The organism is Streptomyces flavovariabilis (assembly GCF_000725785.1).
GTDB classification, from domain to species: Bacteria; Actinomycetota; Actinomycetes; order Streptomycetales; family Streptomycetaceae; genus Streptomyces; species Streptomyces hawaiiensis.
In genome coordinates, this window is sequence record NZ_JNXD01000020.1 from 121,060 (window position 1) to 133,334 (window position 12,275).

Annotated in this window: 10 protein-coding genes and 1 pseudogene; 7 read left to right on the plus strand and 4 right to left on the minus strand. The window is 72.3% G+C overall.

The annotated features are described in order from the left end of the window. Positions 1–228: 228 nt before the first annotated feature. From IO24_RS0130110 to IO24_RS0130130, 5 genes are all read left to right on the plus strand, one after another. Positions 229–3,222, plus strand: a complete 2,994-nt coding sequence (locus IO24_RS0130110; protein WP_031141085.1) for a BTAD domain-containing putative transcriptional regulator — start codon at positions 229–231, stop codon at positions 3,220–3,222. Continuing rightward, positions 3,219–3,947, plus strand: a complete 729-nt coding sequence (locus IO24_RS0130115) for a prepilin peptidase (protein WP_031141088.1) — start codon at positions 3,219–3,221, stop codon at positions 3,945–3,947. The genes IO24_RS0130110 and IO24_RS0130115 overlap by 4 nt, the downstream gene beginning before the upstream one ends. Before the next feature lie 26 nt (positions 3,948–3,973). Next, positions 3,974–4,963 (plus strand): CPBP family intramembrane glutamic endopeptidase, encoded by a 990-nt coding sequence (locus IO24_RS0130120; protein ID WP_234335298.1) that lies wholly within the window; start codon positions 3,974–3,976, stop codon positions 4,961–4,963. Positions 4,964–5,033: 70 nt separating this feature from the next. Continuing rightward, a complete protein-coding gene (gene mqnC, locus IO24_RS0130125; protein WP_031141092.1) occupies positions 5,034–6,233 on the plus strand; it encodes a cyclic dehypoxanthinyl futalosine synthase in 1,200 nt (399 codons plus the stop codon). A 7-nt stretch (positions 6,234–6,240) separates the two neighbouring features. Further along, positions 6,241–6,918: an amidohydrolase family protein gene (locus IO24_RS0130130; RefSeq protein WP_031141094.1), complete on the plus strand. Its 678-nt coding sequence runs from the start codon at positions 6,241–6,243 to the stop codon at positions 6,916–6,918. 8 nt (positions 6,919–6,926) lie between these two features. Here IO24_RS0130130 and IO24_RS0130135 read toward each other — a convergent pair whose 3' ends face one another. Further along, positions 6,927–7,946, minus strand: a complete 1,020-nt coding sequence (locus IO24_RS0130135; protein ID WP_031141096.1) for a chitinase — start codon at positions 7,944–7,946, stop codon at positions 6,927–6,929. A gap of 429 nt (positions 7,947–8,375) precedes the next feature. Between IO24_RS0130135 and IO24_RS0130140 the strand changes: the two genes are divergently transcribed. Next, a complete protein-coding gene (locus IO24_RS0130140) occupies positions 8,376–9,071 on the plus strand; it encodes a demethylmenaquinone methyltransferase (protein ID WP_031141098.1) in 696 nt (231 codons plus the stop codon). A gap of 24 nt (positions 9,072–9,095) precedes the next feature. Here the strand turns inward: IO24_RS0130140 and IO24_RS43540 are convergent. After that, positions 9,096–9,365, minus strand: a pseudogene (locus tag IO24_RS43540) (PASTA domain-containing protein); the annotation flags it as partial. A 137-nt stretch (positions 9,366–9,502) separates the two neighbouring features. Next, a complete protein-coding gene (locus tag IO24_RS0130145) occupies positions 9,503–10,027 on the minus strand; it encodes a GNAT family N-acetyltransferase (protein ID WP_031141100.1) in 525 nt (174 codons plus the stop codon). A 99-nt stretch (positions 10,028–10,126) separates the two neighbouring features. Between IO24_RS0130145 and IO24_RS0130150 the strand changes: the two genes are divergently transcribed. Continuing rightward, positions 10,127–11,419 (plus strand): geranylgeranyl reductase family protein, encoded by a 1,293-nt coding sequence (locus IO24_RS0130150; RefSeq protein WP_031141102.1) that lies wholly within the window; start codon positions 10,127–10,129, stop codon positions 11,417–11,419. An 88-nt stretch (positions 11,420–11,507) separates the two neighbouring features. Here IO24_RS0130150 and def read toward each other — a convergent pair whose 3' ends face one another. Further along, entirely contained in the window at positions 11,508–12,134 is a 627-nt protein-coding gene (gene def / locus IO24_RS0130155; RefSeq protein ID WP_031141105.1) for a peptide deformylase, read from the minus strand. Positions 12,135–12,275 lie beyond the last annotated feature (141 nt).

A 12,275-nucleotide genomic window follows, 5' to 3' on the forward strand; every position in this document is an offset into this window, starting at 1 on the left:
GGGAGTGTGAGGGGTGTACGTAGCGCTCGCGAAGGAGCGTGATCGTCAAGTCCGGCCGCAGGGGCCGGGGCCCGTAGCCACAAGGGCAAAACGGACGGCGGTGAGGTTCCTTGCCTCGGCCCTTCGACGACCCCACTAAAGGTCAATAAGATCTCTGTAGGCTCAGCACACCCCTTACCCCACAGCTCGGCCTCATCTCACTCCGCACACGACCCCAGGACACCCGCCATGCCGCGACGCCGCACCTCAAGCTCGTCAAGCTCGACGGGAAGTACGACGGGAGCGACGGGAACCACGGCCGCCCCCAGGAACCGGACGCCGCAGCCGGTGCGGATGCGGCGCAGGTCGTTCGGGGACTTCGTCAAGGCGTTCCTCGCCTTCGCCGCCCTGGCCGTTCTGCTCGTCGGCGTGCCGGGCGCGCTGGCCACGCAGATCGGGTGGCCGCTGCCGAACGGGGTGCCGAGTTTCGACTGGCTGCAGCAAGAGATCACCGTTCACACGTTCCTGAACATCCTCACCGTCATCGTGTGGCTGGCCTGGGCGCAGTTCACGGCGTGCGTGCTCGTGGAGATGAAGGCCGCGCTGTCGGGTGTGGGCGTGCCGGGGCGGGTGCCCGGCGCCGGGCCGAGTCAGCTGCTCGCGCGCCAGCTCGTCGCCGCGCTGCTGCTCGTCGGCGCCACCGCCGCCAGCCTCACGCCCGGCCTGTCGCAGCTCGGGCACAGCTACGACGGCAACCAGAAGCCGACCGTCGCGGCCGCCCAGGCGACCCCGGGGCTCTTCGCCCAGCAGCAGGACCAGGCCGCCGGCGCCGCGGCCGCCCTCGCCGAGCAGGCCTCGCACGCCGCCGCCCACGCCGACGCCGGTGGCAGCACCGCCCAGCAGGGCGACACGAAGTACTACCGGATCCAGCCGCCCGAGGGGCGTCACCACGACTCCCTCTGGGAGATAGCCCAGCGGCACCTCGGCGACGGGCGCCGCTACAAGGAGATCTTCGAGCTCAACAAGGACCGCGTGCAGCCGGACGGGTCCAAGCTCTCCGAGGCCAGTCTCATCCGGCCCGGCTGGATCATGGAGATGCCGGGCGACGCCCGCGGCGGCGAGCTCGTCGAGTTGCCCGACGAGGCGCCCAACGTGTCGTCCGACGTGCAGCAGCAGATCGGCGACTACGCGCAGACCGGGGACCACGCCCAGGGCGGAGGGGGCTCCGGCGCCCAGGGCGGTGGGCACGAGCACGCCGGTGGCGGCGCCACCCAGGTGTCCGTCCCCGAGCAGCAGCGGCCCGCCCACGACACCGGGCACCAGCAGGCCACGGGCGTCGGCGCCGAGTCCGACAGTGCCTTCGGCCTTCCCGAAGCCCTCCTCACCGCGCCCCTCCTCGCCGCCGGTCTCCTCGGCGCCCTGGGGCGGCGGCGCCGGCAGGCGCTGTGGCAGTCGGCGTTCGGGGCCGTCGGCGGGCGGCGCGGCATGGAGCCGCCCACGCCGAGCGGTGACGCGCAGGACGTCCATGACGCGCTGCTCGTCGGCGCCGACCCCGAGGGCGTGCGGCTGCTCGACCTGAGCCTGCGCGGTCTCGCCGCCTCCCTCGCCGAGGAGTCGCGCGCGCTGCCGGTCGTGTACGCGGCCTGGCTCAGCAACGGCGACCTGCACCTCCAGCTCGCCCAGCCCGCCGGGAAGCCCCCGGCTCCCTGGCAGCAGGGGCAGGACCAGACCTTCTGGATGCTGGCCCGGACCGACGCCGAGCGCTACGAGGACATCGACACGGCCGCGCCCTACCCGGGGCTCGTCAGCCTCGGCACCATGGACGACTCGCGACTGCTGCTCAACCTGGAGGCCGTGCCCGGCATCGTCTCGCTGAGCGGCCGGGAGGCCGACCGGGCCGCCGTCTTCGCGTCCGTCGCCGCCGAGTTGGCGACCAACGGGTGGTCCGACCGCATGACCATCACGCTCGTCGGCTTCGGGGAGGACCTCACCCCCCTCGCCCCGAACCGGATCCGGCACCTCGAGGACATCGAGGCCCTCGTGGAGACCATGGAGGCCGAGACGCGGCAGCGGCGCGGAGCGCTGGGCGCCGCCGGGCACGACTCGGTCCTCACCGGGCGCACCGGGCCCGCCCAGCACACCCGCTGGGCCCCGCACCTCGTCCTGCTCGCCGCCCAGCCGTCCGCCGACGACGCCGTCAAGCTCGCCGAACTCGCCGCTGACGCGAGCCGGCTCGGCATCGGCTACCTCGTCGGCACCGAGACCGGCCATCTGCCGGGCGCCGCCTGGGAGATGGAGATCACCGGCCAGGGCAAGCTGCTCGCGCCGCTCCTCGGGCTCGAACTCGACGCGCAGTTGCTGCCGGCGGCCCAGCAGCGGGCCGTGGTCGAGCTGTTCGTCGAGGCCGACCCGGATGGCGACACGGACGGGCCCGCGACCACCCCGCCGTTCCTCGTCGACATCAGCGAGCAGGGCCGGCCGTCCGTCTACGCCCGGCTCGTCGGGCCGTACGAGATCATCGGCCTGGACAACCCGGACGGGGAGCGCAGCGCGCTGCTGCACGAGGCGCTCGCCCTGCTGCTCCTGCACCGCGAGGGGGTGCACCCGCGGGTGCTGTCCTCCGCGCTGTGGCCGCGCGGCGTCACCGACGACGTACGCAACGCGCTGCTGGACCGGCTGCGCGAGTGGCTCGGCACCGAGCCCGACGGCTCACCTCGCCTCGCCACCGACGGCTCCGGCCGGCTCACGCTCGCCAAGACGGTCGTCTCGGACCTGGACGTGCTGCGCTCCCTCTACCACGAGGCCACGCAGGGCAAGGGTGCCGACAGCCGGGCCGTGCGCGGGCGGCTGCTCACCGACGCGCTGGTGCTGGTGCGCGGGCCGCTGCTCGCCGACCGGCCCGAGGGGCGCTACCGGTGGCTCACCCACGAGATCGTGGACGCCCAGCTGCCGCTGCTCGTCGCGGACACGGGCCTCGCGCTGTGCGAGTTCCACATGGAGAAGAACCGCGCGGAGAAGGCCATCGAGGCGCTGAACGCGGCCCTGCGCACCGCTCCGGCCGACGAGCGCCTGTGGCACGAGCTGCTGCGCGCCACCCACGCCACCGGCGACACGGACCGGCTGACCGCCCTCGCCACCGACCTCATCGGCCGCAGCGGGGCCCGTGGGCTGCCGCCGCGCACCGAGGCACTGCTCGACGAGCTGCTGCCGGCATGGCGTGACGCGATCGCCGCGGTGGGATGAGCACCGGGCTGCTGGTCCTCGCCGCCGCGCTGTGGGGCGCGGTGGCGGGAGCGCTGCTGCCGCGGGCGGCCTACCGGTTCTCGGCGCCCTCGGGGGAGGCGTGGCGGGAGGAGTGCCCCGGCGGGCACGCCGTCAAGGGCTGGCTGGGGCGGGCGGCGTGCCCGGAGTGCGCGGAGCCCCGGTACGGGCCGCGCAGGATCCCGCCGGCGATCGCCACCGCCTTGGTCTGCGCCGTCCTGGCCGCCGCGACCGGAACCCGTCCCGAGCTCGGGGTCTGGCTGCTGCTCGCCCCGGTCGGCGTCCTGCTCACGGTCGTCGACTTCCGCGTACGGCGGCTGCCCGACCCGCTCACCCTCCCCTTCGCCGGTGCCGCCCTGGCCCTGCTCGGCCTCACCGCTGTCGTCCCCGAGCACGCGGGGGAGTGGACGACCGCCCTGCTCGGCTCCCTCGCCCTGGGCGGCGGCTACTTCGTCCTGTTCCTCATCAACCCCGCGGGAATGGGCTTCGGCGACGTCAAACTCGCCCTGGGCGCCGGCGCCGCCCTCGGCTGGTACGGCTGGCCGACGGTCATGCTCGGCACCTTCGCCGGCTTCCTCCTGGGAGCGCTCTACGGCACCGCCCTGGTCATCACCCGCCGAGCCGACCGCAAAACGGCCATCCCCTTCGGACCGTTCCTGATCGCGGGGGCCTTCCTGGGGCTTTTGGTGGGTTCCTACACGGCGTGAGACAGGGCCCCGGCATCCTTGTGATCATGACAACAGCCTCCCCGTACCCGACCGGCCCGTCCCCGTACCCGACCGGCCCGTCCCCCCGCGCCACCGGCCACCCCTACCACCGCCTGGACCACGGCACAGGGCGTCACCGCTGGTGGCGGGCGTGGGTCGGGACTTCGCTGCTGGCCGTCGCCTACGTCGTGATCCTCCTCGTGCTGTTCGGCGTCACCTACGGTCTCGGAACGGCGCTCGGGGCGCCGGAACTGCCCGACGGCGGTGTCGACTTAGGGCCGCTCGGGAACACGGCGATGGATCTCGTGTCCATCGTGATAGCCCTGCCCCTGGTGCTGCTGGCCACGCTGTGGCCGGCGAGACGGCCCGCAGGCACCGTCTCGTCGGTGACCGGACGGCTGCGGATCAGCTGGCTGGGGTGGTGTCTGCTGGCCGGGCTGCCGCCCCTGCTCCTGCTCACGGTGACGGCCTTCCTCCTGCCGGGCGAGCCGGGCGAGTCCGACACCTGGGTGGGCTGGCGCTCCTTCCTCGCGGCCCTGGCCGTGCTGGCCGTCCTCGTCCCGTTGCAGGCCGCGGCCGAGGAGTACGTCTTCCGCGGCTGGCTGACCCAGGCGGTCGGGGCGTTCGTGCGTTCTCCGTGGTTCGCGGTGATCCCGCAGGCCGTGCTGTTCGCCGCGGCCCACGGCTGGGGCACCCGGTGGGGCTTCCTCGGTCTGCTGGTGAACGGTCTGGTGGCGGGGCTCCTCACGATCCGCACCGGCGGCCTGGAAGCGGCCATCGCCCTGCACGTCCTGAACAACCTGCTGGCCTTCGGCGCCTCCGCGGCGGTCGTCGGCGGACTGTCGTCGGACGAGACCGCGGCCGACGCGCCCTGGTCGCTGGCCCTCGCCGCCATGGTCACCGACCTGCTCTACGCGGCGATCGTGCTGTGGCTCGCCCGGCGGCGCAGGCCACAGCGCCTCTCGGTCCCGGCGGCGCCGCCCGCCCCGTACCCCGACTCCGCCCGCACGGCCTGACGTCCAGCCCACCGAACCCCTGGCGTACGCTGGGCTGGTCCGTCCACAACCCTTACGAAAGGGACGCCCGGTGACCGAGAAGGCCGACCTTCAGCCCATCCTCGACCGTGCAGCCGCCGGTGGGCGGATCACCCCGGACGAGGCGCTCGTGCTGTACCGGGACGCCCCGCTGCACGCGCTGGGAGCCGCCGCCGACGCCGTGCGCCGACGCCGGTACGCCGGGACCGAGCACATCGCGACGTACATCATCGAGCGCAACATCAACTACACGAACGTCTGCGTGACGGCGTGCCGGTTCTGCGCGTTCTACGCCGCTCCCAAGGACACCGCCAAGGGCTGGACGCGTGACCTGGACGACATCCTGCGCAGGTGCGCGGAGACCGTCGAGCTCGGCGGTACGCAGATCATGTTCCAGGGCGGGCACCACCCGGACTACGGCGTCGAGTACTACGAGAAGCACTTCGCCGCGATCAAGAAGGAATTTCCGCAGCTGGTCATCCACAGCCTGGGGGCGTCCGAGGTCGAGCACATGGCCCGGATCTCCAAGGTGAGCGTCGAGGAGGCGATCCAGCGCATCCACGCCGCCGGGCTCGACTCCTTCGCCGGCGCCGGTGCCGAGCTGCTCCCCGAGCGGCCCCGCAAGGCCATCGCCCCGCTGAAGGAGTCGGGCGAGCGCTGGCTGGAGATCATGGAGATCGCGCACAACCTGGGCGTGGAGTCCACCTCCACCATGCTCATGGGCACCGGCGAGACCAACGCCGAGCGCATCGAGCACCTGCGGATGATCCGGGAGGTCCAGGACCGTACGGGCGGCTTCCGCGCCTTCATCCCGTACACCTACCAGCCCGAGAACAACCACCTGAAGGGCCGTACGCAGGCGACCCTCTTCGAGTACCTGCGGATGATCGCCATCGCGCGGCTGTTCATGGACAACATCGCCCACATCCAGGGCTCCTGGCTGACCACGGGCAAGGAGGTCGGGCAGCTCTCCCTGCACTACGGCGCCGACGACCTCGGCTCGATCATGCTGGAGGAGAACGTGGTGTCGTCGGCCGGTGCCAAGCACCGGTCCAACCGGATGGAGATCATCGATCTGATCCGGAAGGCGGGCCGGGTGCCCGCCCAGCGAGCGACCACGTACGAGCATCTCGTCGTCCACGACGACCCGGCGAACGACCCGGTCGACGACCGCGTGGTCTCGCACATCTCCTCGACGGCGATCGAGGGTGGCACGGCTCACCCCGAGCTGAAGCTGCTGGCGCCCAACTGACCCGACCGTGCTGACGATCCATGCCGCACCGCTGGTCCTGCCGGCGGGCGCGGCCCCCGGTACGGACGGAGCCGTCGTGGACGGGGCCGTCGTGGTCGACGGCGACCGGATCACGGCCGTCGGGCCGTACGAGGACGCCGTCGACGGTGCGCCGGGCGCGCGGGTGCGGCGCTGGCCGGGCGTGCTCACCCCGGGTCTGCGCCAGTGGCACCCGCTGTGGCTGCTGCGTCACTGCTACCACCCCGACCCGCGCGAAGCCGACGAACTGGGCGAACAGCCCCTGTGGGGCGAGCGGCTGGCCGCCCTGGGTGACCTCACCGAGACCCGCTGGTCGGGCAGCGTACGCCGCGGCGTGCAGCGGATGCTGCGGTACGGCACGACGGCGGTCGCCTCGCCCGGCGCCCGCTTCCGCGACCCGCTGGTGGCCATGGCCGTCGCCCGGTCCGGTCTGATGGTCGTGGGGACCACACAGGCGCCCGGCTCGCTGCTCGGCGAGCGGCCCGACCTCGACCCGTTCGCGGAGGGGTACGACCTCCGGGGCACGGTCCACGCCCCGCTGACCATCGGCGGCCGGGCCGACCTGGCCGTGTTCGACGTACCCGACGAGACGGCCCTGCGGGAGCGCGGCGCGGCCACCTGTGTGGCGACCGTGCTGGCCGGCCGGCTGGTGTACCGGGCCCGCTGACCCCGGTTTCAGCCCGCGAACGCCTTCCCGAAGGCCCCCGGCCCCTGCGTCACCCCGCTGCAATCGGTCGCCGCCTCGGCCGAGTCGGAGCCGTCCGCGCAACTCCGGTCCCGGGCCGTCGACCACATCGACACCCAGGCGATGCCCTTCTCCTCGGCGAACGCGCGGACCTCGGCGGCGTCCGCGAGCGTGAACGTCTCGCCGGCGACGTCGTTGACGCCGATCATCGAGGTGAGCGCCATGCCCTGCCAGGCGGTCGCGTCCGAGGTGCCGAAGGTCTTCTTCAGCTGGGTGTGCGCGGCCTCGGCGGCCGCGAGGGCGTAGCCGCCCATGTCACCGTCGTACGACGAGCCGTAGTTCATCGTCATGAGGTTGACGGTGGAGACCTGTACGCCGTTGTCGTTGGCGGAGGCGAGCAGGGCGAGACCGTCCTTGTCCAGGCCCTCGGGCATGACCGGCAGGGTGAACGAGACCTCCAGGTCCGTCCGTTCCTCCTGCAACCGGGCGATCGCCTTCGAACGCAGGGCGACGGAAGCGGAGTCGGAGAGTTCGTCGCCCTCGATGTCGAAGTCGGCCAGGGTGGCGCCGGCCGCGTCGAGGGCCTTGCCGTACGCCGCCGCCAGCTCCGAGGCGCTGTCGCAGTTCACCGCGAGTTCCTTGCCGGAGGCGCCGCCGAAGGAGACCCGGACCCGGACGCCGTCCTTCTTGAGCTCGGCGATACGGGATGCGACGCCCGAGTCGCCGATGGCGTGCGTGCCGTTCCAGCGCGGAGTGCAGTCGTCGCCGTCGGCTATCACGAACGCCAGGTTGTACGTCGTGGGGGAGCCGGCCGAGTCGGTGCCGGCGGCCTCGGTGGCGCTGACGTACGGGGCGTACGACGTGCCGGTCGCGGCGGGGGACGACGTGCCGGCCCCGGCCGTCGCCGTGGGGGACGCGGGGGACGTGTCGCCCTGCCCGGAGCATCCCGCGGTGGCGAGGGCGAACAGACAGCCCAGCCCGGCCGCCACCGGTGTGCGGTAACTCCTCATGACGTGCGCTCCCGTTCTCGTGAGGTCTGGGCGTCGGACAGGAAGTACGTTTCCCGGCGGCAAACGTCTCACGAGGCCGGCTGCGCGCGGCACGTTCCGCGGGCATTCCCGGGAACTCTCAGAGAAAGGACAGATTCCGTCGTCTCTCACGGGTCTCTCACAAGAAAACCCGAGTTTATCGCACATAAAGGCGCCCTACTGGCCGGGGATTGCATTCCGAGCCCGCCATCGAAAATCGCGCCCCTCGCGGTCGCCGCCGCAAACGCGGCAACGAATCCGCGGAAGGCCCCGTGTTCGTCGCGCGGGCGGTGACGATCTACCTCTGCACGAGATCGTGGTGTTCGTGCTGCTGTGCGCCTGAGTGGAGGACGTGGCGGCACGGAAGCAGCCGCGGCTCCTGCCCGGAGGTGGTGCTGCAAGAATGGGCCCGTGACCCGCGCATCCCTGGACAAGCAGCCGCACGAAGTCGCCTCGATGTTCGACGACGTGGCGGAACGGTACGACCTGACCAACGACGTGCTGTCCCTCGGCCAGGACCGGCGATGGCGCAAGGAGGTCGCCAAGGCGGTCGACGCGCGCCCCGCGCAGAAGATCCTCGACCTTGCGGCGGGCACGGGCACCTCCTCGCTGCCCTTCGCCCGCACCGGTGCCTACGTCGTCCCGTGCGACTTCTCCCAGGGCATGCTCCAGGTCGGCAAGCAGCGGCAGCCCTGGCTGCCGTACACCGCCGGTGACGCGACGCGGCTCCCCTTCAAGGACGACACCTTCGACGCCGTCACCATCTCCTTCGGGCTGCGCAACGTGCAGGACACGGACGCCGCCCTGCGCGAGATGCACCGGGTGACCCGGCCCGGCGGGCGGATCGTGATCTGCGAGTTCTCACACCCGACATGGGCGCCGTTCCGCACCGTCTACACCGAGTACCTGATGCGCGCCCTGCCGCCGGTCGCCCGGGCGGTGTCCTCCAGCCCCGACGCCTACGTCTACCTCGCCGAGTCCATCCGCGCCTGGCCCGATCAGCCCGCGCTGGCCGGGCGGCTGGGCGAGGCCGGCTGGTCCCGGGTGGCCTGGCGGAACCTGAGCGGCGGGATCGTCGCCCTGCACCGCGGGTTCAAGGCGAGCTGACCCCGGACCCCAGGGCGGGCCGAGGGCCATGCAAGGGTCGCCCGGCTCGTCCAGCTCGCGCTGGAGACCGCCCCGGGGCGGGCGCGGGATCCGCGGTTCGTGCACGCCCCCGCCGCCCTCACCGGGGCCGAAGTCGAACCACACGCAGACCATCGAGTCCCGCGGCACCTCGGCACCGGCCTGCGGGTACTGGCGTACGACGTAGTCGACGACGGCCAGGTGCACATCGGGCCGGTCCGGCGCGTTCAGGAGGAGACCCCGCACCCGGGCGGTCTCCCGCGCGTCCACGGCCATCAGGCCGACGAGGTGCGGTACGCGCACTTCGGGTGTCTTGCGGGATATGTGCTCAGTTGTCACCCCCAGCGGTACGGGAAGGGTAACTCCCGCCTCGCACCGGCCGGAAGCGACAGGTGTCTTTCTGTGACAGTCGGCTACTCTCCGTCAGAAGCATCGAGGTCGAGCCGGTAGCAGTGCCCCGCCCGCTGCGAGGCCGGTGTCGTGAACGTCTCGGCGAGGCGCATCCCCAGGCGCTGTGTCACCGCGATGGAGCGGCTGTTGCGGGCGTCGACCATCGCGACGACGCCCGGTACGCCGTTCGCCCGCATCCGCTCCAGCGTCTGCTGCGCCGCCGCGGTGACGTAGCCCCTGCCCCAGTGCGCCCGGGCCAGCCGCCAGCCGATCTCGATCTCGCCCGCCGGTCCCCAGTTCCGCTCCCACGGCTGGGCGCCGGTGAAGCCGATGACCTGCCCCGACTCGTCGAGCACACTCCACAGGCAGAAGCCGAGTTCGGCGTCGTGCCGGCGCTGGCGGGCGGTGAGCTCCTCGTAGACCGAGAGCTCCGCGGCCCTGCCGCCCTGGAACTCCATGACGTCCGGGTCGTCGAAGATCCGGTGCCAGACGACCGCGTCCTCGTGGGTGGGGACGCGAAGCCGCACAGCGGGGAGAGCTCGGTTCACGGAGGCAGCCCTTCAGCCGGGTGATGAATGCTGCTGCATAGACTGCCCATGTCCAGTGCCGGTCGGCACGCAAGATTCCGAACTTGGGGAGATCCCGCCGTGACCGTCGTGACCGAGCCCCTCTCCGAGAACACCGCCGATGTGATCGTCGTGGGCGCGGGGCCGGCCGGCTCCACCACCGCCTACCACCTCGCCAAGGCCGGACTCGACGTCCTCCTGCTGGAGAAGACCGAGTTCCCGCGCGAGAAGGTGTGCGGCGACGGCCTCACCCCGCGTGCCGTCAAGCAGCTGGTGGCGATGGGCATCGACATCTCCGAAGAGGCCGGCTGGCTGCGCAACAAGGGCCTGCGCATCATCGGCGGCGGGGTGCGGCTCCAGCTCGACTGGCCGGATCTCGCCTCCTTCCCCGACTACGGACTCGTCCGCAAGCGGGACGACTTCGACGAGCAGCTCGCCCGGCAGGCCCAGAAGGCCGGCGCCCGGCTGTTCGAGCGGTGCAACGTGGGCGCGCCGATCCTGGACGAGCGCACGGGCCGCATCACCGGTGTGCACGCCAAGCTCGGTGAGGAGAAGCGCGAGGTCACCTTCCGCGCGCCGCTCGTCGTGGCCGCCGACGGCAACTCCACCCGGCTGTCCCTGGCGATGGGCCTGCACCGCCGCGAGGACCGCCCGATGGGCGTCGCGGTGCGCACGTACTTCACCAGCCCGCGCCACGAGGACGACTACCTGGAGTCCTGGCTGGAACTGTGGGACCGCCGCGGCGCCGAGGACCGCCTCCTGCCCGGCTACGGCTGGATCTTCGGCATGGGCGACGGCACGTCCAACGTCGGTCTGGGCGTCCTCAACACCTCCGACTCCTTCAAGGAACTGGACTGGCGCGAGGTCCTGAAGGCCTGGTGCGCGTCGATGCCGGAGGACTGGGGCTACACCCCCGGCAACATGACCGGCCCCATCCGCGGTGCCGCCCTGCCGATGGCCTTCAACCGCCAGCCGCACTACACCAAGGGCCTGCTGCTCGTCGGCGACGCCGGCGGCCTGGTGAACCCCTTCAACGGCGAGGGCATCGCCTACGCCATGGAGTCCGGCCAGATCGCCGCCGACGTCATCGTCCAGGCCCACGCCCGGCCGACCCCCGCGAGCCGCGAACTGGCCCTCCAGCGCTACCCGCGCGTCCTGAAGGACACCTACGGCGGCTACTACACGCTCGGCCGCGCCTTCGTGAAGCTCATCGGCAACCCGAAGGTCATGCAGATCGCGGCCCAGCGCGGCCTCACGCACCCGCTGCTGATGAAGTTCACCCTGAAGCTCCTCGCGAACCTCACCGACCCGACGGGCGGCGACGCGATGGACCGCATCATCAACGGGCTCAGCAGGGTGGCACCGAAGGCCTGACCGGGTTGCCGGCCCGGGGCGGCCGGGCGGCCGGTGGCTTGAGCGGTGAGTCGCCCCGGGTTGCCGGCCTGCGGGCCCGGCGGGCCGCTCAGGCCTCCAGCGCCGCGACGTTGGCGGCCCGGCGCGCGTACACCGCCTCCCGCCGGTCCGCCATCTGCCGCAGCGCGTCCTTCCGCTCCCGCGCGGAGAGCCGGTCCAGATAGAGCTGCCCGTCGCAGTGATCGGCCTCGTGCGCGAGGCACCGGGCGAAGTAGCCGGTGCCCTCGATCACGAGCGGCTCGCCGTCCCGGTCGAACCCGCGCACCACGGCCCGGTCCGGACGTGGCACATCCTTCGTGGCGCCCGGCACCGAGAGGCAGCCCTCCGCTTCGTCGAGGAGCCTCCTGCGCGAGGCGTCGAGCGGTTCCAGGACCGGATTGACGATGTGCCCGACGTGCCGCACTCCGTCGTCGTCGGGGCAGTCGTACACGAACACCCGCAAACCGACCCCCACCTGGTTCGCCGCGAGTCCGGCCCCGTCCGCGATGTACATGGTCAGGAACATGTCGTCGATGAGCGCGGCGAGGTCCGGACCGAACTCGGTGACGTCCCGGCACGGCTTGTGCAGGACCTCCTCGCCGGCCTCGGTGATCCGCCGGACCCTCCCCTGACGTGCCCCGGGCGCGAGCCGCGGGTACGAGTCGACGGGCCGTCCCTGCACGAAGACGCTCGGCATCTGTTGTCTCCCTGTCGATGGTGGCGGGAGAGCGGGCTTCCGGCAGCGGGAGCCTCCCCGCCCTTCGGGACTCATCACAACAGAACACCCGGGCCGGTCCCAGGAGCAGTCCGGCCACGCGGGGCCGTCGACGTCAACGCC